This is a genomic window from Streptomyces sp. NPDC018026, assembly GCF_044327745.1.
Taxonomy (GTDB): domain Bacteria; phylum Actinomycetota; class Actinomycetes; order Streptomycetales; family Streptomycetaceae; genus Streptomyces; species Streptomyces rubrogriseus.
This window is the reverse complement of record NZ_JBIRFY010000027.1, coordinates 26,417-46,891: the sequence shown is the minus strand read 5'-3', so window position 1 is coordinate 46,891 and position 20,475 is coordinate 26,417. Positions and strand designations below refer to the sequence as shown.

Here is a 20,475-nt window from a genome sequence, read left to right as displayed (position 1 = left end):
CCGGATCCGCGTAGACGGCCACACTCGCGATCCCCGCATCCCGGCACGCCCGGGCCACGCGGACAGCGATTTCGCCACGATTGGCGATGAGCACCCTCCGCATGTCAGGACGCCTGTCGGGCGGCCGCCGGGGCGTCCGGGGCCGCGTGGTGGAACCGGTCGGCGCCCCTCCGCAGCGGTCCCAGTGATCCGTCGAAGAAGATCAGCGGTTCCCGGCCCGGCTCCGGTGCCCCCAGGTCCACCACCTCGCCGACGACGATGTCGTGGTCGCCGGCCGTGTGGACGTCGACCGTCGTGCAGGTCAGGTGGGCCAGCGCCTCGCTCAGCACGGGCAGTCCGTCCGCGGTGCAGTGGTGCGGGACGTTCGCGAGCATGTCCGGCCGCCGCTCGGCGAAGTGCCGGGCCAGCGACTGCTGGTGGCCGGAGAGGAAGTTGACGGTGAATCCGCCGCTCTCGGTCAGCGGGGTGTGCAGCCGGGACCGCTGATGCAGGCAGAACAGGACGAGCGGGGGCTCCAGGGAGACCGAGGTGAAGGAGTTGACGGTCGTGCCGTCCGCCTCGCCCTCCGATCCGGTGGTGATCACGGTGACCCCGGTGGTGAACAGGCCGCACACGCGGCGCAGGCCCAGGGGATCGACGGGCCGGTGCTGCTCGGGGGCGCGGGTCAGCGACCGCGCTGCTGCGGACATGGGCATCCCTTCCTGGCTCTTGGCTCTTGGCTCTTGGCGGTGTCTGAGGGGCCGGCGCGGGTCAGAGGAGCTTGCGGACCTTGGAGCCGGCCTTGAGGATGCCGAGCAGGAACTCCCGGCCGACGCTGTTCATCTCGGCCGGTGCCTGCGCGGACGCCCAGTACAGGAAGCGGGCCATCGTCAGCGTCGAGGGGTAGATGAAGCGGCGGCTCTCGTCCTTCCAGCCGAAGACCGGGTTGACGACCGGGGACTCGTCGATCAGCTTGAAGACGATGTCGGCGGCCTCGTCACCGGTCAGCGCACCGGCCTCGTACTTCTCGCAGGTCTCGGCCGTGGCCTCCAGCAGCTGCTTGAAGGAGTCGCTCTGCGGCCACCACAGGCCCGGGTGGGGGACGTTCTCCAGCTCGTCGAAGTGCTCCTGACGGCCGTCGCGCAGGTGCTTGAGGCGGGCCCGGGTCAGCCGCATGGTGCCGGGGGTGATGAAGGAACCCCAGATCCGGAAGACCGCGTTCCACAGCCGGAAGTGGGAGAAGGAGATGAACGAGCTGTTCACGAGCTCGTCGTTGTACTGGAGCAGCCCCTGCTCCAGCCGCTCGACGTACTCGAAACGCTCGGCCGAGAAGTCGCCGTCCTTGAGTGCGGTCACCAGCCGGGAGGTCAGCGCGTCCACCACTTCCAGCGTGTTGGACAGCCCGCGGGAGAACAGCGGGTCGAGGAAGCCGGCCGCGTGCGACATCAGGCACCAGCGGTCGCCGACGGTCTGCTTCGAGGAATACTGCAGCCGGTCGGTGGAGACCCATTCCCGTACTCGGGTGGCGCCGTCGAATTGCCGCTTGACTGCCGGGTATTTGTCGAGGAAGAGCTGGAATTCCTGCTCCGGGGACAGGTCCTTGGGTTTCGGATAGGTGCGCTCGTCGATGGTCAGTGCGACGCTGCACAGCGGATTCCGGGACTTCTCGTGATTGTCGAACGGAATGATCCAGAACCAGCCGCGCTCGATGAGGTGGTGCATGGTTCCGGTGTGCCAGTCGGCCGGCGGGCGCAGCGCGGCCGGGTGCCCGCTGACGTCGTCGAACCGCTTGATGCCGACGTAGTGGGTGAACATCGACCGGGAGTGGTGCTTGAAGCGGGCCGGCTTCTCCCGCAGATCGAGCTTGTCGGCGAGCGGCGAGCGGAACCCGGAGGCGTCCACCAGGTACTTCGCCCGGTACAGCTCGGGCTGGGCGTTCGGGGCGGCGCTCCGGCCGAGGACCGTCACGCCCTCGTCGTCGAAGTCGACCTCGCTCGCCCGCCAGTTCTGGCGGGGGGTGCAGCCGTACTTGATCGCCACGTGGAACATGAATGCGTCGCTGTCCTGGCGGAACATGTGGCTGTTCTGGTGGAAGATCTTCGGCAGCGCCAGCTGGGTGGCCTGCCGGGGGTCGGGTTCCCTGCCGACCTCGTGCTTCATGAACCCGAAGTGCGCCTTGGTGCCGAACGTCGGGGCGATGTCCCGGGTGGAGGCCTGGACGCTGGCGAGGCTCTTCAGCTCGGGTATCCCGTGCCGTTCGGAGAGGATGTGGATCCACTCCACGAGCTGCGGGGTCATGGACTCGCCGATGGCGAAGCGGGGGTGCGCGGCCGCGTCGACCAGCAGGACCTTCGCGCCGTGCCGGGCCAGGATCGCCCCCGTCACGGAGCCGGCCAGCCCCGAGCCCAGGACGATGACGTCGAAGGCCGTCTCCTCGGGGACGCCGGCCGGTTCGGGTATGCCTTCGGTCCGTGTCGCGACCATGAGCTGTCTCCTTCGTCGGGGCGGTGCACGGCGGGTTTCGGTGGTGGGCACGGCGGTGTGACCGCATGAAAAAAGGCCCCTCACTCCGTCTGGAGTGAAGAGCCTTGGAACGGCTTCGGGAAATCTCTCTCAATGGCATGCGGGAACCGCTGGGTTAAGCGTGACAGCCTTTGTCCGGAGGGTCAACCCCCGGCCGGAAAAGAGGGCGCCGAAATATCGGAGAAGGCGCTTCCGGAATGGGTGGGGGAAAGGAGTTTCAGCAGCAGGGTGCGCAATTCCTCGGTGCCGCCGGAACCGAGCAGCTCCGTCACGTCCGCCGCCAGGCCGGCCACGGCCCGCGCCACGGTGTCGAGCTTCTCCCGGCCGGTGTCGGTCACTTCGAGGGCGTAGCGGCGCCGGTCGTGCGGGTCGCGGCCCCGGCGCACCAGCTGCTGCTTGACCAGTTCGTCCACGAGCTGCGAGACGGCGGGCCCGGTGACCGCCAGCAGTTCCGCGAGCCGTTGCTGGGCGCAGGGCCCGAACGTGGCCAGGGCGGACAGCGGGCCGTAGTGGCGCACCCGCAGACCGGTGCCGGCGAGCTTCTCGTCGCCGAGCCGCCGCAGCCGGTAGTGGGCCTGGGCCACCAGGTACTCGGTGCCCTGGACCAGGGGCCGCGCGGACTCGGGCAGCAGCCGGGCGAGGAGGGTGTCGAGCCGGGCGGTCTCGTCGGGGGTGAGCACGGAGGTGAGCTGCGCGTCCCGCTCGGCCACGGCGCGCCGCCGGACGTCCAGTGCCCGGCGGCCCTGGTCCGTCAGGGAGAGCACGTACTGGCGACGGTTGTCGGGGTTGCGGGTGCGCCGGACCTCGCCGTGCTCCTCCAGGCGGTCGATGACCGACACCATGATGGTGCGGTTGATGCCGAGCCGCTCGGCCAGGTCGAGCTGGGACTCCCAGTCGTGGCCGGTGAGCGCGTCCAGAACCAGGAAGTCGCGGGAGTCCGCGTCGCCGCCGGTGCCGGTCGAGGAGAACTGGGCGTGGACCCGGCGCAGGAGGTAGCCGACGAAGTCGGTGAGTGCCTCCGGGAGTACTCCGGGGACTTCCGCGGTCTCCTCGGTCCGTGTGACGGGGCCTCGCCCGGCGTCGCGTTCATACCGCAAGAACAGCACCTCCTGCCCGAGTATACGGGCGGTGTCCGGGAGCATCCGGTGGCGTGTGCCGCCCCGCGGCCCTGTCACATCCTGTCGTAGGGGGCTCCGGCGGCCCGCCCCGGGGGACAAGGCGGGCCGCCGGAGGGTCACAGCGCGACCGGGGGGTGCTGCGTGTCGCGCTGCGGCTGGGGGGCGGTCGCGGGGGCGGTCACCAGGGCGACGACCAGGGCCAGCAGGTACAGGCCGCCGCCGAGCAGGAAGCCGTAGGAGTATCCGGTGGTCAGGGCGTCGGGCACGCTGCCCGGCAGCTCGTTGTCGGTGACCACCGTGGCGGCGGCGGCCAGTGCCGCCAGGCCGATGGCTCCACCGATCTGCTGGGCGGTGTTGACCAGGCCGGAGGCGGCGCCGGTGGCCTGCGGTTCGACGCCGCGGACGCTGATGACGGTGACGGTCACGAAGACCATGCCGAGGCCGAGGCCGACGACCAGTTGGGCGGGCAGCAGCGCCGCCATCGGGTTCTGGCCGGGGGACAGGAAGCTGAACCAGACCATGCCCGCGATGCCGATGACCAGGCCCACGGCGATGACGGCGCGCTCGGAGACCCGGGCCAGCAGCTGCGGGCCCAGACCGCCGGCCGCGATGCCCATGCCGAGCGCGAAGGGCAGGTACGCGAGGCCGGTGACCATCGGCTCGTAGCCCTTGACCACCTGCATGTAGAGGGTGAGGAAGTAGAAGGTGGCGAGCATGCCGGCGCCGACCAGGAACATGATCAGGTTGGCCCCGACCCGGCTGCGGTCGGCGAGCAGACCCCGGGGGATCATGGGCGCCCGGCTGCCGCGCTGGATGGCGACGAAGGCGACGAGCAGGACGAGGGCGGCGGCCAGGCCGGTCAGGGCGAGTCCGTCGCCGAGGCCTTCCTCGCCGGCCCGGGTGATGCCGAAGACGAGGGCGCCGAAGCCGAAGGTGGCGGCGAAGGCGCCGGGCACGTCGACCTTGCCGCGCTCCCGGTCGCCCTCGACGAGGACGCCGGTGCCGAGCAGTACGGCCAGGGCGATCGGGATGTTGATGAACATCACCCAGCGCCAGCTCAGGAACTCGGTGAGCACGCCGCCGAGCAGCAGGCCGACGACCGAGCCGAGGCCGCCCATGGCGCCGTACACGCCGAGCGCCTTGTTGCGGGCGGGTCCGGCTTCGAAGGTGGTGGCCAGCAGCGACAGGGCCGTGGGGGCGGCGATGGCCGCGCCCGCGCCCTGGATCACCCGGGCCAGGATGAGCAGTTCCCCGTTCTGGGCCACGCCGCCGAGCAGGGAGGCCGCGGTGAACAGGACCAGGCCGATGCGGAAGACCCGGCGGCGGCCGAAGAGGTCACCGGCGCGGCCGCCGGCCAGCAGCAGGCCGCCGAACGCCAGCGCGTAGGCGGTGACGACCCAGCCGAGGCCGGACTCGCTGAGGCCGAGGGCGCTCTGCATGCTCGGCAGCGCGACGGCGACGATGGTGTTGTCGAGGACCAGCATCAGCTGAGCTGCGGCGATGACCAGCAGCGCGAGGCCGAGTCGGCCGTCCTGCCGTGGCGGTGCCGCGGCCTTGGGGACGGCCTGGGTGCGGTCTTGCAGCGACATGAGTTCTCTCCGATATCTCTGATGTCTCAGATGTCTCTGACGTCTCTTGCGGGAAGGGCGCGCGGCGGGCCCGGAGCGAGCGGCGGGCCCGGAGCGAGCGGCGGGCGCGGTTCAGCGCAGGGCGGCGTCGGCCTTCGGGGTCCAGATGTCCAGGTCCTCGTAGGCGGCGCGCCACTCGGTGGCGTAGGCCTGGCGCAGCGGCTCGGGCATCCTGCCCAGGACGGTGGCCACCTTGGCGGCGTCGATGTCGTCCAGCAGCCAGGGCAGGTAGCGGGTGGCGTCGTCGCCGATGCGGGTGCGCTGCTCGGCGCTGAAGGCGGCCCATTCCTCCTGGCTCAGGGTCAGGTCCATCAGGGCGAGGGCGTCCCGCTCCTCGTGGTCGAGGTGGCCGCCGAGCCGGGTGACGAGGGTGTCGGTCAGACCGCCCAGGCGGCGCAGCCCGGACTCCCGGTCGGCGAGGGCGGCGTCGATGTCGGCCAGCAGGGGTTCGATCACCGCGTGCTCGGCCTCCATGGCCTCGAGCAGGGCCAGCTCGTCCGGACGGCCGGCCAGCGCGCGTTCCATCGGGGGCCACACGGTGACGTCCTCGGAGACGTGATGGGCGGTCAGGAACTTCTTGAACAGCTCCCAGCCGACCGCGGTGCTCAGTACGTGCCGGGGGTCCTCGTCGACCCGGGCGGTGATCCGGGCGATGCGCTCCAGCTCGCGCCGCAGGGCGTCGTGGATCGCGAACATCATCGTCATGTCGAGGTTCTTGAAGTCCTGGGTCATGGCTCTCTCCCTCATCGCCTCACTGCTCCGTGCGGTACTGCGACGGTATCGTCAACTTGCTTATCTATCAATACTCCAACTAGCAATTCGCCAATCATCAGGGTCGCAAGGGTGTACGCCAAGAGAGTGACGCTGATGGCGAAAGGGCAGGTCAGAGCTGTTCGGCCGGTTGCAGTACGAGGTCCTCCGCGTCGGCGTATTCAGGTGCACCGGGACCGTCGGAGGCGGCCGGGGTGCCCCCCTTCCGGCGGATCAGGCTCAGCGCGGGCGTGGTCATCGCCGTGGTCACCAGGGCCATGAGCACCAGGACGGTGAACAGGTCGGGGCCGACGATCCCGAGGCCGAGACCGATGTCCAGCACCACCAGCTCGGTCAGCCCCCGGCAGTTCATCAGCGCGCCGAGGGACATCGCGTCCCGCCACCCGTTGCCGGTCAGCCGGGCCGCGAGCGCCGCCCCGCCCCACTTCCCCAGCCCCGCCACGGCGAGGACGGCACCGGCCCAGAGCCACAGCGCCGAACCGCCGCCCAGCAGCGACACGTCGGTCCGCAGGCCGGTGCTCACGAAGAAGAGCGGCAGCAGCACCGGCACCGCGAAGGCACGCAGTCGTGTCGCCGCGGTCGCGGTCCGCCGGCTGCCGCGCGGGGTGATCACACCGAAGAGGAAGGCGCCGAACAGCGCGTGCACGCCGATCAGGTCGGTGACGTAGCCGGACAGGCACAGGCCGCTGAACAGCACGACCAGCACCACGGCGTCGGAGTGGCCCCGTTCGGCCCGCGTGGTCCACCGGGTCAGCAGCGGCCGGACGACGTAGAACAGGAAGCAGGCGAAGGCCGTCGCGTACAGCGCGGTCGTGACGGCGTCGAAGGGCGAGCCGCTGTTCGCGATCGCCACCACGGCGGCCAGCAGGCACCACGCGCTCACGTCGCCCACGGCCGCGCTGGCCAGGGCGAGCGCGCCCACCCGGCTGCGGTACAGCCCGCGGTCGGTGAGGATGCGGGCCAGCACGGGGAACGCGGTGATGCTCAGCGCGACCCCGATGAACAGGACGAACGAGAGCCGGTCGGTGCCGTCCGGGGCGAGCGGACCGTACATGCCGAGCGCCAGCAGGGCACCCAGCACGAGCGGCACGGCGGTGCCCGCCTGGGAGACGGCGAGGGCGGTCCTGCGGTCCCCGCGCAGCGCGCCGAGGTCGAGTTCCAGCCCGACGAGGAACATGAAGACGAGCAGTCCGACGTTGCCGAGCATGTCGAGGTACGGGATCACGGAGGGGCCGAACAGCCAGGCCTGGCCCTCGGGCCACAGCACGCCCAGCAGGGAGGGGCCGAGCAGGATGCCGGCGAGGATCTCCCCCACCACCGGTGGCTGACCGGCCCGCCGCAGGAAGTGGGCGGCCGCCCGGCTGACGAGGATCACCACCGGAACGGCGACGAGGAGGTCGGAGAGAGGGACGGGAGCAGCGGCCATCACGTCTCCTGAGACAGGGAGGGGCGGGGCGGGGCGGGGCGGGGCCGGGCGGGCACCGGGCACCGGGCGGCGTCGCGGTGGTCGCCGCACGGGTCGGGCGCCGCACGGGTCAGGCGCCGTAGGGGCGGGCCGCCTTGGCCGCGCGCAGGGCCTCGGCCCACCACGTCAGCTGGTCGAGCATGAGCTTGGCGGCCGCCTCGGACCGCTCGGGCTCGGCGGGAAACCGCCCCTCGGCGTCGAAGTGGTCGAGCACGCGGGGAAAGGTGACGACGTCCTTCATCCCCACGCAGTGGAACTCGGCGAAGATCTGCCGCAGATGCTCGATCGCGCGCACGCCGCCCGCCGCGCCGAGCCCGTAGCCGACGAAGCCGACCGGCTTGGCCCGCCACTCGGTCTGGAAGCTGTCGACCAGCGTCTTCAGCGGCCCGGGAATGCTGCGGTTGTACTCCGGCACGACCACCGCATAGGCCTCGGCGGCGGCGAGCCGCGGGCGCAGCGCAGCGGCCACGGGGTCGTCCGCGGCCAGGTCGGAGGGCAGCGGATGGCGGGCCACGTCCACGACGTCCAGGACGAGGTCCCCGCGCCGCCGGGCCACGCCGGCGAACCAGTCGGCCACGTCCGGGGCGAGCCGTCCTTCGCGGGCCGAGCCGACGAGGAGCACGACCCGGACCGGCGCGGTCGTCACCGGTCCGCCGGCAGCGGCGCGGGCACGGGGGTCAGTGCGAGGAACTCGGTGGCCTCGACCCGGGACAGGATGCGGCGGGTCACGGCCGGCATGCGGGTGCTGCCGTCGTCGGTGAAGACCACGGGGTCGGTGACCCGGATGCGGCGCCCCCGGGTGGTGATCTCACAACCGCCCGCCGCCAGCACGTTCTTGACCCAGTCGGAGCCGGGCCCGTAGGGCAGCGTGATGACGATGTCCGTGCCGCGCCGGAACAGTTTGACCGGCGTGGCGAACTCCCGTCCGGACCTGCGGCCCCGGTGGTGGACCTTCCCGAAGCCCGGCAGGCGGCTGAACAGGGGGCCGACGAACCGGTTGGCGAACCGCCGGTTGAACCGGGCGACTTTTCGGTCGATGGGCATGACGTCCTCCTCGTGCGTCTTCTGCGGCCGGAGGGCCGGGGGCCGTCCGGTGCGGCGCCGGACGCGGCGACGCCCGTACGGCGCGCGCGTCCGGAACCGGAGTGGAGCCGGGGTGGGGCCGGGTCAGGAGCGGGGGCCGCCGGCCGGGGTGAGGGGGCCGGCCGGCTTGCCGCCCGACTGCAGGAAGCGCTGGAGGGCGAAGTTGTCGACGATGCCCCAGCGTTCGGCGATCCGGTCGCCCTCGAAGCGGAACCAGATGATCGCCTGGTGCTGGACCTGGAGACCGGTCGGCTGGATCCCGATGAAGGGGCCCGTGTGCCGGCCGTGCATCACCCAGCGGATGGCGGCCTTGTCGCCCATGGCGATGAAGTCGAGGATCTCGTACTTGATGTCGCTGAAGGCGGACTGCTGGATCCGGATGGTGTGCTTGAACGCCTCCGGTCCGCGCATGGAGTCGTCGTGGCTGCCGTGGTTGCGGAAGTCCGCGGTCAGGTAGCGGTCGGCGGCCGAGAGGTCGCCGAGGTCGAGGCCCTCGTGGAAGACCTTCTCGATGAGTTCCCTCTGCTGGTCCGGGGTGAGCGTGGTGGGCATGGCGGGTTCTCCTTCGCTGGGTTGGGACTACTGGGCGGGGGTGTCGCGGCCGCCGCGGGTGTCGAGCGTCCGCGCGTCGACCCGGGTGACACCGGCGGGCACGGCTCCGGTGGTCCACACGATGCGCAGCCGTAGCCGGTCGAAGCGCCAGCCGTCCGGCGTACGCCGGGCCGTACCGGCGAAACGGCCGCCGAGCTGGAAGTACTCGGAGGCGTCCGGCGGCAGCGGCGAGCCGTGGTGCACATGGGAGGCGATCAGGCTCCAGCCCACTTCGGCACGGTCGCCGTCGACCTCGACCGTGCTCTCGGAGCCGTGGTGGTGCGTACGGCCCCAGCGCGCCATGATCCGGGCGGTGAAGCCGTCGACGCCCCGGCTGCCCCGGTGGCTGCCGACCGGGAACGTCATCTCCACGTCGTCGGTGAACAGCGAGCCGGCCCACGCGGCGTCGAAGGTGCCCGCGTCGAGGCTGGCCAGATAGCGGTCGGCGAGGTCCTTGAGCGCCGTGACGTCGGACAGCCGGGCCACCTCGGCGGCCAGGGCGGCGGGGACCGCGGCCTGCACCGGGGTCATGACACCCTGCGCGCTTCGGTCCGGGCGCCCGTCGCGTAGATCACGGCGTCGTCGGGGCCGTGCACGACGGCCTTGCCCTCACCGGCGAGCGTGTCCCCGGTGAGGCGCGCCGTGATGTCGATCCGTATGTACGCGGCGTGGTGGCCGTTCGGGCTGATCTGGGTGACGTCGACGTTGAAGTCCTCGCGCAGGGAGAACTCCAGGGTCTCGTCGCCGACGGCGGTCCACTCGCCGTAGCCGGTGCTCTTGCGTGTCGTGACCGAGAGCGAACCGTCCGCGGCGAAGGCGACCGTGTACTCGTCCACCTCGTCGTCGTGCGTGACCGTACCCGTCCAGCGTCCGACGGGGGTCCAGGTAGAAACAGGCATCGACCACACTTCCTCGAATGGGGGCGGCAGAAAAAGGAGATCCGCGGCGGGTCGGTGCTGCCGACTCGCCGCGGATCTCCTGGAAGGTGCGGAACGCGGGGCTGCGGAGAGCCTGCCGCGACAGGCGCCGCCCGTGGAAACCGCCGCCGAAGAAGTGGCGGCGTCCGGGCATGGGGGCGCCGCAGAAAGTGTGACAGTTGTCGTCAGCGCCGTCAACTACCCTTATTCATAAGGCAGTTGACGCAAACGAACCGCCCCCGCGGCCGGGTGTGGGCCGCGGGGGCGGTGGTGGACCCGATCCCCGCACGGATCGGTCCTCGATGGAGCAGTCGGTCGGGCGGTGGCCCCTGCGGGGCCCGGGTCATGCGCGGGGGTCGCGACGGGCCAGGGCCAGCAGTTCCTCCAGGTCGTACTCCGCGCGCTGGGGGCCGCCGTGGCGGGTGATCTTTCCGCGGCTGGCCCATTTGCGGATGGTGGCCTGGGAGACGCCCATCGCCAGGGCGGCCAGTTCCGTGGGCACCGTACGTCGCCGGGCGGTCCCGCCGGTGCGCTCCGCGAAGCCGCTCACGCGGCCCGCTCCTGCTCCGCGAGGCCGGCCAGCAGCAGCCACTGGCGGGGTGGCACCGGGTGGCCGGCGTCGCAGGAGACGTGGCTGGGGTCGCGGTCGCGGTCCGCCGGCCGGACGCCGAAGAGGGTGCCCTCGCACTCGGGCCGCGGACACGGCCCCAGCGCGAACCTGCGCACCGGCCCCGGACCGAACAACTCGTCCAGATCCGTGAGCAGTTCGGTGATCTCCTCGGTGAACTCGACCCCGGCGGGGTGGTCGGCGAACCACGGCAGCTGCTGTCCCAGGAACCGCACCAGCCGGGCGAGCCCTCGCTCCCTCGTGCCCAGGGCGGCGTCGCCGCGCTCGTCCAGGACGAGCCGCGCCCACAGGCACAGCGTCTCGGTCACCCGGCTCCGCAGGGACACGACCCGCTCGTCCAGCACGATGCCGACGCTGCCGCGACTGCCGCTCACCCGCTGCCGCAGTGCCGTCGTGGGCGCGGCGGCCAGGGTTTCTTCGCTCTCCTTGTGCAGGGCGAGCAGCCTGCGCAGTTCACGGCCGGTCCGGTCCAGGCAGTGGGCGCAGATCCGGCCGCACCGCTGCGCGCAGTCCCTGCTCGTGTGCTCCTCGGTGGCTCTCTCACGCTCATCCATCGAAATCCCCCCGATCCGTGGCAGTTTCGCAAGACGACATCCAGTCTCACCGGGCTCCCGGGGCCACTTCTACCGACGGCGATGCAGGGTTCCATCAAGCATGCGCGGTTGGGGCAGCCCCGTGTCAGCGCCGTGCCAAGTGCCCAGATCCGGGCGTCCCGGCGAGCGGCCGATCCCAGAAAACATACAGGCAAGTCTACTCTGTTTTGGGGTGATCGCTCGTTTCGGAACGGAAGGTTCAGGCCAATTCACGCATGTATGTGGGGGATCTGTGCGCGAAGGAAGGTCATGAGAAGGTGTCGCATGTGAGCGGGGGTCCAATAAAACAGACCTCCTTGTATGCTTCGATGACTGGAGCGGCCGGTCGAGAGGCCGGTGCGGACGAAGAAGGCGGGTGGGATCTGATGCAGACTCGGTCCGAGCAGACTCGTGAGGCTCTGATCAGGGCCACGGCGGAGCTGATCGCGGACGGGCGCCCGGCCGACGCGGGCCTGGTCAACATCTGCCGCCGGGCCGGAGTGAGCCGCGGCGCGCTCTACCACCACTTCTCCTCGACCGCCACCCTGGCGGCCGCCGTCCACGAACAGGCGCGCGGCCGGCTGGAGGAGATCGTGGACACGGCGTTCTCCGGTGCGGCCGTCGACGCGCCGGAGCGCTTCTGCCTGGCGCTCACCGAGGCGCTGGGCACCGACAAGATCGTCCGGGCCGGCATGGAGCTGGCCCCGGACGGCTCAGCGGGGCCGCCGAGGCTGCGCGACCACCTGATGTCGCTGCTCCGCGACCGGGTGGCCGCCGCGCACGAGGCGGCCGGCCGGCGGCACGGCGCACCGCCCGAGGACCTGGCCGACCTGGCCGACCTTGCGGACCTGGCCGTGGTCGTGGCGGCCGGCCTGGAGACGCTGGGCCGGTCGGACCCCACGTGGTGGGAGGGCGGCACCTCCCGGCGCCTGTGGGCCCTGATGCGCCCGCTGTTCCCCCAGGCGGACGGCGGCCACCGCCACCTGCCGTGACAACGTTCGCACGTCGTGCGTGAGCGGGGTCAGGAGGCGGGGGCCGCGGTGCGGAGCCGTCCGATCAGGCCGGCGGTGGCGAGTCCGGGCAGGAAGAAGCGCCAGAAGGAGCCGACGCGCTCGCCCAGGTCCTCCCGGCCGGTGTACGCCTGGGACATGATCTGCAGGCCGGTGAAGCAGCCGACGATCGTCGACGCCGCCTCGTCCACGTCGACGCCCGGCAGGAGTTCGTTCTGTTCGCTCGCTTCCCGCAGCAGCTTCTCGATCGCCTCCAGGGACTGCTCGTAGGCGGTCTGCGGAGGGCGGCGGAAGGAGGTCTGCTCGGTGGTCAGACGCACGCCGGCGCGCAGCACCGGGTCGTGCTGGAGGCGGCGGGCGAACTCCAGGGTCAGGTCGATCACCGACTGCAGCCGCACCGGCCCGTCCGGTACGTCCAGGGCTTCGCCGTGGGCCTGGACCAGGGCCACGGCGATGGCTTCCTTGGAGGGGAAGTGGTGGTAGAGGGAGCCTCGGGTGAGCCCGGTGCGGGCGAGTATGTCGTTGGTGCTCGCGGCGTCGTAGCCGCGTTCGTCGAAGACGTGGGCGGCGGCCTCGAGGATCGACCGTCGCGACTGCCTGCCGCGTTCCTGTTGAGCCATGCCTCATCCTTACCTGTCGTTTGCCCAACAGACTAGTCTGTATTGTTGTTGGGGTCACGGTCCGCCGAGCCGGAAACCCACTCCGCGCACGGTGACGATCCAGGCGCTGGAGCCGAGTTTGGCGCGCAGGGTGCCGACGTGCGTGTCCACGGTCCGGCCCCGCGGCGACCAGGCGTCGTCCCACACGTGGGCCATGATCTGGCGCCGGGTGAGCACCGTGCCGGCCTGCACGGCCAGAAGGTGGAGCAGGTCGAACTCCTTGCGGGTCAGGTCCAGGGGCTCCCCGCGCAGGGTGGCCGCCCGGGCGGCCACGTCGATGCGCAGCCCGGCGTGGGTGATGACCCGCCCGGTGTCCGCCGTGGCGGGCCGGCCGTGCGAGCGGCGCATCACCGCGTCCATGCGGGCCAGCAGTTCGCGGAAGCCGTACGGCTTGACCAGGTAGTCGTCCGAGCCCGCCTGGAGGCCGAGCACGCAGTCGAGTTCCGAGCGCCGCGCGGTCACCGTGATGATCGGTGTGTCGCTGATCGACCGGATGGCCCGGCACACCTCCAGGCCGTCCAGGTCGGGCAGGTCGAGGTCGAGCAGGATCAGATCGGCGTCGCGGTGGCCGCGCAGCGCCTGGGCTCCGGTGTCCACGCCCCGCGCGGCGTACCCCTGCCGGGTCAGCCCCCGCAGGAGCGTTTCGGCGGCCCGTTGGTCGTTCTCGACGACCAGTACGTTCCGGGCCGTCCGGCGGACCGGGGCGGCGGGCGGGAGAGGGTGCTGCGGCGACGGTCCGACGAGCTCCGCGTACTGCCGGTTCATCTGTCCCCCTGAAGGCGTCTGAAAGCGCCACGTCAGCACGGATCGAGGTTCACGGGGGAGACAATACCAAACAGACTTGTCTGATTGTCAAAGGTTGTCCTGCATCTGCCCGATGCCTCTGAGTGACCCCTTGATCACCGGTTGATCACCGGGATCGGCCGCCATGGGCTGTGTGTTTCTCATGTACGGGTGGGGGCGGTGGCGCCTTCGGGTGCGTGTGAGCCCTTGAAAACACTTGGCCAAGAGTAGGTCAATCCGCGGCGAACCATGCCGCTTGGCATGTTTCGTCGACCGGTCCGGGTGCGAGGGGCGCAGGGGGTGCGCGTACAGCACTTGACGCACGTGTGGTCGATGAAAGCTTCCTGCCTCTTGAAAAACTGGACCGACCTGTCTGTATCTTTATCTGCAGCTAGTCGGCCACGGGGGTGAGCAGCCGGCATACGGCAGTGCCGCCCCCTGTCTGCACCTGATGGGAGCCCCGCACATGCCGAACCTCGCCCCGAAGGCACCCGGCGTCACGGCACAGCCCCGGAAACTGACCTCCACGGTTCCGCGTGAGTACGTGCACCGCGCGGCCGTCTCCGAGGTCCTGCTCACCGGCTGGGAGCACGACGGTTCCGCCGGCGGCGACCTCAGCGGTTTCGTGGTCGGGGCCCAGTGGCCCCGCTGCCACTCCCTGTTCGCCTCCGAGGGCGGCTACCAGGATCCGATGCTGCTGGTCGAGTCCGTGCGGCAGATCGGTTCCCTGCTCGCGCACGCCGAGTTCGACGTGCCGTTCGGCTATCAGTTCCTCATGTCCGACCTCAGCGTGGCCGCCGACCCGGAGCTGTTCAGGGCGGGCCCGGTCCCCACCGACGTCGAGATGCACACCCTGTGCCGGGACGTCGTGCGCCGCGGCCGAAGCCTGCGCGAGATGCGCTACGACGTCACCGTCCGGCGGGGCGGAGAGGTGCGGGCGACCGCCTCGGCCGCCTTCCGGTGCATGAGCCCCGACGTGTACAGACGGCTGCGGGGAGAGCGCCCCACGGTCTGCCACCGCACACCCCCGCCGGCGCTCGACCCGGTCGCCGTGCGCCACGGCAGCCCCTGGCACGTCCTGCTGGGCGAGGCGTCGCCGGCGTCGCCGGGCCGCTGGGAACTGCGGGTCGACACGGCCCACCCGACCTACTTCGACCACCCGACCGACCACATACCCGGCATGGTCCTGCTGGAGGCCGCCCGGCAGGCCGCCCATGCCGTCACCGGGCTCCCCTGCGCCCTGCTGGCGGGCGTGCGGGCCGACTTCGCGCGCTACGCCGAGTTCGACTCCCCGTGCTGGGTCACGGCCACCGTCGAGGGGCGGGGCGCACGGGGCGAGCTGCCGGTACGGGTGCGCGGCAGCCAGGAGGACGAGACCGTCTTCACCGCCGACCTCGTCCTGCGTCCCCGCGTCAGCTGACCCGGCCCGTCCCCTGGGAGAGTGCCCCGTGCTCACCGTACTGATCACCGGCGCGTCCGGATTCGTGGGAGGACACGTCGTCCGCGAGGCGGAGCGGCGGGCGGCCGGCATCAGGCTGCTGTCGCACCGCCGCCCCGTCCCCCGCTCCGGTGCGCGGTGCGTACGGGGCGACCTGACCGACCCCGGGAGCCTGCGCGGCGTCTGCGACGGCGTCGACGTGCTGATCCACTGCGCGGCGCAGATAGGGGGCACGCAGGCGGCCAACGAGGCGGTGAACGCCGACGGCACGACGGCGCTGGTCGCGGAGGCCCGGCGGGCCGGGGTCCGCCGTGTCGTGCACCTGAGCACGGCGTCGGTCTACGGCCGCGGCGTCTACCGGGGGCAGCGGCCCGAGGAACTCGTCCGCAACCCGGGCTCCTGGACCTCCCGCACCCGCGCCGCCGCCGAGGACGCCGTGCTCTCGGCCGGCGGGGTCGTGCTGCGTCCCCACCTGGTGTACGGGGCGGGGGACACCTGGGTCGGGCCCGGCATGGCCCGGGTGCTGCGCGAGCTGCCGGGCACGGTGGCGGGCTGGTCCGCGCGGATGTCCATGATCGCCGTACCGGACCTGGCCCGGGCCCTGGTGGGCGCCGCCTTCGCGCCCGGCGGGGCGCTGTCCGCATCCGTGTACCACGCCGCCCACCCGGAGCCGGTCGGCGTCGGCGGCGCCCTGCGCACCGTCGCCGCCTGCGCCGGGATCCCCTGGCCGCGGCGGGACCTCACGGTACGGCGGGCTCGGGACCTGCTCGCCGGGGACGACGTCCTGTCGGGCGTGGTCGCCCTGCTGACGGCCGATCACCTCTTCGAGTCCGACACCCTCTGGTCGGACCTCCGGGAGCCGCCGGGCGACCCGTTCGGCACCGGGTTCCGGCGCGCCGAGCCCTGGTACCGGTCCACGCTGGTGCCCGCCGGACGCCCGTGAACGGCGAGGCCCCCCGCCGGTGGTGCGCCCGGCGGGGGGCCTCGGCATCGGGGAGCGGGCACTCGCCCGTACTCCGGGGCGTCAGGACTCGCGCTGCCACAGGGCCGGCACGTTCGGCGGTTCCCAGCCGGTCATCGCGGTGTGCGCCTGGAGGCAGCGGTAGGAGCTTCCGCCGTACGTCACCCGGTCACCGGAGGTGTAGGCGTGGCCGCTCGTCCAGGTGCCGCCCGGCGGGTCGGTCGGCGGGTCGGTGGGCGGGTCCGTGGGGCCGGTGCCGCCGTCGACGTTCAGGACGAAGTCGAAGGTGCCCTCCTTGCCGCCGCCGGCGCCGCGGACGTTCATCAGCAGGGCCGGGTCGAAGATCATGTCCGTGCTGTTGCGGGGCTCGCCGGGGAAGTAGAGCTGGGTGGTGAGCACCGGCTCGCCGGGGGCCTGCACCTTGACGTGGATGTGCCGGGTGCGGCCGGGATAGAGGCCGGGCACGATCGTCTGCAGGGCGAAGGCGCCGGTGGCGTCGGTGAACTGGTGGCCGCGGAAGGTGTACCCGGCCATGTCGTAGTCGCCGTTGTCGTCGGCCTGCCAGAAGTCCAGGAGCACGCCGGACAGCGGCACGCAGTTCCGGGCGAAGACGTAGCCGCTGACGGTCAGCGGGGTGCCCGGGGTGCCGGGGGTGACCAGGTTGGTCCGCAGCGGGGAGTTCGGCTTGAAGTACGGACCCTCCATCTGGTCGGGCGTCAGGTCGTCGCCGTCGTCGCAGTACGGGGTCGGCGTCAGCTGCCGGTCGCCGGACGAGCGGGCGGCGTCCCGGGCCAGCGCGATACCGCCGGTGGCGAGCAGCGGAACGGTGGCACCGGCGGCGACGGCCGCCCTGAGCAGCGTCTTGCGGCTGATCCCGCGGTCGGCGCCGGAGCCCGGGCCGGGCTTGGGCCCGGGCTCGTCAGGGGTGGTGGGGGTGTCGGAGGTCATGGCGGTTCCTCGGTCTCCTCGGTGAGTGGTCCCTGGGGAAGCTGGACGGGACGTGCGACATCCGGGACGTCGGGGACAAGGAACGCGCCCGCCGGCGCGGGGCAGGCTGCTGTTGCTACGACGGGCGCGCTCCATGGTGATCGCTGGCCACCGTAGGCGCGCGGCGGGGGCCGGGGGCACCTCCTGTTTCACCCCCTGCCCGGCGTTATGAGGCGGCGGGCGGGGGCCCGTGTACGGGCGGTGCGGCCGGCGGTACGGTCGTGGCGCGCCGGAGCCCGGGGCGGCCCGGGGTGGCCGGCCGGGCGCGACGCGGTACGCGTCGCGGCACGTCGCGGTACGTCGCGGTACGACACACGCCGTGACGCCCAGGTGCGGACGAGTACGAAGAGCACGACGAGTACGAAGAGCACGACGAGTACGAAGAGCACGACGAGGACGACGAGGACGGGGAGGGCGGCCGGGATGACCGGGGCGACGGCGGGGACGGGCACGGAGGCGGCGACCGGGGAGGCGGCGACCCGGGTGGTGCCGGCGGCGCGGGCGGACGGGGAGGGGGACACGGAACGGGCGGCCGGTGCGGCGCGGGGCGGTCGGGTGCCGTACGTCCCGGGGTTCGCGCGGTGGCCCGTGACCGGCTCGCCGAAGGCCGAGGGCAAGGCGCTGCGCACGCGCGTCCCGCGGTCCGCGCACGCCGCGCTCGACCTGGCCGCCGCCCGGCCGGACGCGGTGAGCGCGGTCGAGGAGTCCAGCCGCGGCCGGATACCGGGGCTCGCCCCGATCCGCGCCGGGCGGATGGCGGCCACGCCGTTCGCGTTCCTGCGCGGGTCGGCGGGCCTGATGGCGTACGACCTGGCGCGCACGCCCGTGACCGGGATCGGCGCCCAGATCTGCGGGGACGCGCACGCCGCCAACTTCGGTCTCTACGGGGACGCCCGCGGCGGCCTGGTCATCGACCTCAACGACTTCGACGAGACGGTCCACGGCCCTTGGGAATGGGACCTCAAGCGGCTCGCCGCCTCCCTCGTGCTCGCGGGCCGGGAGGCCGGGGCCGACGAGGACACCTGCCGCGAGGCCGCCCACGACGCGGCGGGCGCCTATCGGCGCACCATGCGGCTGCTGGCGAGGCTCCCCGCGCTGGACGCCTGGAACGCCATCGCCGACGAGGAGCTGGTCTCCCACACCGACGCCCACGACCTGCTCGGCACCCTTGAGCGGGTCTCCGAGAAGGCGCGGGCCAACACCAGCGGGCGCTTCGCCGCGAAGTCGACCGAGCCGACCGGGGACGGCGGGCGGCGCTTCGTGGACGCGGCGCCGGTGCTGCGCCGGGTGACGGACGCCGAGGCGGCCGCGGTCGCGGGCGCCCTGGAGGGGTACCTGGCCACCCTCTCCGAGGACCGGCTGCCGCTGCTGGCCCGGTACGCCGTGCACGACGTCGCCTTCCGGGTCGTCGGCACCGGCAGCGTGGGCACGCGGTCGTACGTCGTGCTGCTCCTGGACCACCGGGGCGAACCGCTCGTGCTCCAGGTCAAGGAGGCCCGGCCCTCCGCGCTGCTGCCCCACCTCGCGGCCGCCGGGTTCGAGGCGCCCGAGGCCGCGCACGAGGGCCGCCGGGTCGTCATGGGGCAGAAGCGGATGCAGGTGGTCAGCGACATCCTGCTGGGCTGGACCTCGGTCGGCGGACGGCCCTTCCAGGTACGGCAGTTCCGCAACCGCAAGGGCAGCGTCGACCCCGCGGCCCTGGCCGCCGACCAGCTGGACGACTACGGCCGCATGACCGGCGCCCTGCTGGCCCGGGCCCACGCGCACAGCGCCGACCCGCGGACCGTCGCGGGCTACTGCGGCAAGAACGGCGAACTGGACGAGGCGGTGGCCGCCTTCGCCGTCGCCTACGCCGACCGCACCGAGGCGGACCACGCGGAGCTGGTGGGCGCGGTGCGCACGGGGCGGATCGCGGCGGAACTGGGCGTGTGAGCGGAGCCGGGGGTGCGAGCGGAGCCGCGGCTCCGAGGGGGGCGGGGGCCGCGCGGGCGGCTCCCCGTGCCCGCAGGCCCTAGGCTGGTCGGGTGACGACGCCCGAAGCTGAGCCCGAGCAGGGGGGTGCGCCGCGTCCCGAGGAACGGCTGGAACAGGCCGTACGGGCCGCCGAGCAGGCACTCATCGAGTACGAGATCGCCCTGGAGACCTTCCGCGTGGAGGTCGAGAACTTCTCGCGGCTGCACGAGCAGCGGCTCGGCCCGGTGTACGCCCGGCTCGAGGAGCTGGAGGCGCAGATCCTGGAGGCGAGGGCGGCCCGCACGGGCGACGCCGACGACCGGCGCCGGGCGGACGAGGCGCGGGCCCGGCTGATGCCGATCCCCGGGGTCGAGGAGCTGCTGAACGGCTGGATGGACGGGGACGGGCTGTTCCCGGAGGCCACCGCGATGCTCACGGACCAGGCGGTACGGCCCCCGCAGCGGGTCCGGCCGAGCGAGGAGGCCCGCAAGCTCTACCGCGAGCTGGCCCGCAAGGCCCACCCCGACCTGGCTCAGGAGGAGGCCGAGCGGGTCCGGCGCGAGGAGTTCATCACCCGTGTCAACGCCGCCTACGCCCGCGGTGACGAGGCGGAGCTGCGCGGGCTGGCCGAGGAGTGGGCCGCCGGGCCGGTGCCCGAGCGGCGCCCGAGCCGCGGCGAGGAGCTGTACGTCCGCCTCGAATGGCTCGACCGGCGCAAGGAGCTGCTCACGCTGCTCGCCAAGGAGCTGGAGGAGAGCGCGATCGGTGCCATGCTCAGGCTGGCCCCGGACGACCCCGACCGGCTCCTCGACGAGATCGCCGAGCAGCTGGCGACCCAGGTGCGCGAGCGGGAGGCCGAGCTGGCGGCCGCGCTCGCACAGGACTGACCGGGACTGAACCAGGACTGAACCGGGCGGCCGGCTCGGGTAGCGTCTGGGGCATGAGTTTCGGAGCTGGTGTGCCCACGGTCGGCATCGAGGACCTCAAGGACGGCGACTTCCTGCTGGACGTCCGCGAGGACGACGAGTGGCAGGCGGGTCATGCCGCCGGGGCGCTGCACATTCCCCTCAGCGAGTTCGTGGCCCGGTACGGTGAGCTGGCCGAGGCCGCGCCGCAGGACGCCCGGGTGCACGTGCTCTGCCGGGTCGGGGGCCGCTCGGCGCAGGTCACCATGTACCTGGTCCAGCAGGGCGTCGACGCGGTGAACGTCGACGGGGGCATGCAGGAGTGGGCCGCGGCCGGACGTCCCGTGGTGGACGACAAGGGCGGTCCGGGGCACGTTCTCTAGGCTGTCTCCCGCCGGATGCGGCGACGGCCACGATGCGGTCGGTCCACCGGGGGCTGTGCGGGTGGCCGGTCCTGAGTACCGTTCGCGTGCGAACGTCGCCGAGCACCCGCGAGGGTGGCGC

The 20,475-nt window shown here is 72.4% G+C and carries 24 protein-coding genes; 6 read left to right on the top strand and 18 right to left on the bottom strand.

Annotation, left to right across the window (positions count from 1 at the left end; genetic code table 11):
• The 14 genes from ACH4D3_RS40230 to ACH4D3_RS40165 form a co-directional block, all read right to left on the bottom strand.
• On the bottom strand, positions 1–103 hold a 103-nt coding region (locus ACH4D3_RS40230), incomplete at its 3' end, for a biotin carboxylase N-terminal domain-containing protein (RefSeq protein WP_133888840.1).
• Position 104: 1 nt separating this feature from the next.
• Entirely contained in the window at positions 105–689 is a 585-nt protein-coding gene (locus ACH4D3_RS40225) for a flavin reductase family protein (RefSeq protein ID WP_398332730.1), read from the bottom strand.
• A gap of 61 nt (positions 690–750) precedes the next feature.
• Complete coding sequence (locus ACH4D3_RS40220; RefSeq protein ID WP_398332729.1) at positions 751–2,463, bottom strand: NAD(P)/FAD-dependent oxidoreductase; 1,713 nt, start codon at positions 2,461–2,463, stop codon at positions 751–753.
• Between the two features lie 182 nt (positions 2,464–2,645).
• Positions 2,646–3,599, bottom strand: coding sequence for a MarR family winged helix-turn-helix transcriptional regulator (locus ACH4D3_RS40215; protein WP_398332728.1), 954 nt, complete (start codon positions 3,597–3,599; stop codon positions 2,646–2,648).
• A 137-nt stretch (positions 3,600–3,736) separates the two neighbouring features.
• The gene (locus ACH4D3_RS40210; protein ID WP_398332727.1) at positions 3,737–5,209 is read right to left on the bottom strand and encodes an MFS transporter; all 1,473 of its coding nucleotides are present in this window, start codon (positions 5,207–5,209) and stop codon (positions 3,737–3,739) included.
• A 111-nt stretch (positions 5,210–5,320) separates the two neighbouring features.
• On the bottom strand, positions 5,321–5,980 hold the full coding sequence (locus tag ACH4D3_RS40205) for a hemerythrin domain-containing protein (protein ID WP_398332726.1): 660 nt from the start codon (positions 5,978–5,980) through the stop codon (positions 5,321–5,323).
• A gap of 151 nt (positions 5,981–6,131) precedes the next feature.
• A complete protein-coding gene (locus ACH4D3_RS40200; RefSeq protein WP_398332725.1) occupies positions 6,132–7,445 on the bottom strand; it encodes a cation:proton antiporter in 1,314 nt (437 codons plus the stop codon).
• A gap of 109 nt (positions 7,446–7,554) precedes the next feature.
• Positions 7,555–8,130, bottom strand: coding sequence for an NADPH-dependent FMN reductase (locus ACH4D3_RS40195; protein WP_398332724.1), 576 nt, complete (start codon positions 8,128–8,130; stop codon positions 7,555–7,557).
• Entirely contained in the window at positions 8,127–8,528 is a 402-nt protein-coding gene (locus ACH4D3_RS40190; RefSeq protein WP_398332723.1) for a nitroreductase family deazaflavin-dependent oxidoreductase, read from the bottom strand. The genes ACH4D3_RS40195 and ACH4D3_RS40190 overlap by 4 nt, the downstream gene beginning before the upstream one ends.
• A 123-nt stretch (positions 8,529–8,651) precedes the next feature.
• Entirely contained in the window at positions 8,652–9,119 is a 468-nt protein-coding gene (locus tag ACH4D3_RS40185; RefSeq protein WP_398332722.1) for an ester cyclase, read from the bottom strand.
• Positions 9,120–9,146: 27 nt separating this feature from the next.
• Positions 9,147–9,689: a nuclear transport factor 2 family protein gene (locus tag ACH4D3_RS40180; RefSeq protein WP_398332721.1), complete on the bottom strand. Its 543-nt coding sequence runs from the start codon at positions 9,687–9,689 to the stop codon at positions 9,147–9,149.
• Complete coding sequence (locus tag ACH4D3_RS40175; protein WP_398332720.1) at positions 9,686–10,057, bottom strand: dehydrogenase; 372 nt, start codon at positions 10,055–10,057, stop codon at positions 9,686–9,688. Before ACH4D3_RS40175 ends, ACH4D3_RS40180 begins: the two co-directional genes overlap by 4 nt.
• A 361-nt stretch (positions 10,058–10,418) precedes the next feature.
• On the bottom strand, positions 10,419–10,625 hold the full coding sequence (locus ACH4D3_RS40170) for a hypothetical protein (protein ID WP_398332719.1): 207 nt from the start codon (positions 10,623–10,625) through the stop codon (positions 10,419–10,421).
• Positions 10,622–11,257, bottom strand: coding sequence for an OvmZ protein (locus tag ACH4D3_RS40165; protein ID WP_398332718.1), 636 nt, complete (start codon positions 11,255–11,257; stop codon positions 10,622–10,624). Before ACH4D3_RS40165 ends, ACH4D3_RS40170 begins: the two co-directional genes overlap by 4 nt.
• Before the next feature lie 404 nt (positions 11,258–11,661).
• Here ACH4D3_RS40165 and ACH4D3_RS40160 point away from each other — a divergent pair, with 404 nt between their 5' ends.
• The gene (locus ACH4D3_RS40160) at positions 11,662–12,267 is read left to right on the top strand and encodes a TetR family transcriptional regulator (RefSeq protein ID WP_398332717.1); all 606 of its coding nucleotides are present in this window, start codon (positions 11,662–11,664) and stop codon (positions 12,265–12,267) included.
• A 29-nt stretch (positions 12,268–12,296) separates the two neighbouring features.
• On the opposite strand, the gene ACH4D3_RS40155 is transcribed toward ACH4D3_RS40160, so the two are convergent.
• Both ACH4D3_RS40155 and ACH4D3_RS40150 read right to left on the bottom strand, forming a co-directional pair.
• The gene (locus tag ACH4D3_RS40155; protein ID WP_398332716.1) at positions 12,297–12,905 is read right to left on the bottom strand and encodes a ScbR family autoregulator-binding transcription factor; all 609 of its coding nucleotides are present in this window, start codon (positions 12,903–12,905) and stop codon (positions 12,297–12,299) included.
• Between the two features lie 54 nt (positions 12,906–12,959).
• Positions 12,960–13,709 (bottom strand): response regulator transcription factor, encoded by a 750-nt coding sequence (locus tag ACH4D3_RS40150; RefSeq protein ID WP_398332715.1) that lies wholly within the window; start codon positions 13,707–13,709, stop codon positions 12,960–12,962.
• Positions 13,710–14,193: 484 nt separating this feature from the next.
• On the opposite strand from ACH4D3_RS40150, the gene ACH4D3_RS40145 reads away from it, so the two are divergent.
• Entirely contained in the window at positions 14,194–15,147 is a 954-nt protein-coding gene (locus tag ACH4D3_RS40145) for a ScbA/BarX family gamma-butyrolactone biosynthesis protein (RefSeq protein WP_398332714.1), read from the top strand.
• A 28-nt stretch (positions 15,148–15,175) separates the two neighbouring features.
• Positions 15,176–16,108, top strand: a complete 933-nt coding sequence (locus tag ACH4D3_RS40140; RefSeq protein ID WP_398332713.1) for an NAD-dependent epimerase/dehydratase family protein — start codon at positions 15,176–15,178, stop codon at positions 16,106–16,108.
• 81 nt (positions 16,109–16,189) lie between these two features.
• Here the strand turns inward: ACH4D3_RS40140 and ACH4D3_RS40135 are convergent, their stop codons facing one another.
• Entirely contained in the window at positions 16,190–17,074 is an 885-nt protein-coding gene (locus tag ACH4D3_RS40135) for a carbohydrate-binding protein (protein ID WP_398332712.1), read from the bottom strand.
• A gap of 188 nt (positions 17,075–17,262) precedes the next feature.
• Positions 17,263–17,742: a hypothetical protein gene (locus ACH4D3_RS40130; protein WP_398332733.1), complete on the bottom strand. Its 480-nt coding sequence runs from the start codon at positions 17,740–17,742 to the stop codon at positions 17,263–17,265.
• On the opposite strand from ACH4D3_RS40130, the gene ACH4D3_RS40125 reads away from it, so the two are divergent.
• The 3 genes from ACH4D3_RS40125 (at position 17,669) to ACH4D3_RS40115 (ending at position 20,354) form a co-directional block, all read left to right on the top strand.
• Complete coding sequence (locus ACH4D3_RS40125; RefSeq protein WP_398332732.1) at positions 17,669–19,045, top strand: DUF2252 domain-containing protein; 1,377 nt, start codon at positions 17,669–17,671, stop codon at positions 19,043–19,045. The two genes, ACH4D3_RS40130 and ACH4D3_RS40125, sit on opposite strands and share 74 nt — an antisense overlap.
• Before the next feature lie 92 nt (positions 19,046–19,137).
• Positions 19,138–19,953, top strand: a complete 816-nt coding sequence (locus ACH4D3_RS40120) for a hypothetical protein (RefSeq protein ID WP_398332711.1) — start codon at positions 19,138–19,140, stop codon at positions 19,951–19,953.
• Positions 19,954–20,024: 71 nt separating this feature from the next.
• Positions 20,025–20,354: a rhodanese-like domain-containing protein gene (locus ACH4D3_RS40115; RefSeq protein ID WP_398332731.1), complete on the top strand. Its 330-nt coding sequence runs from the start codon at positions 20,025–20,027 to the stop codon at positions 20,352–20,354.
• Positions 20,355–20,475: the final 121 nt, after the last annotated feature.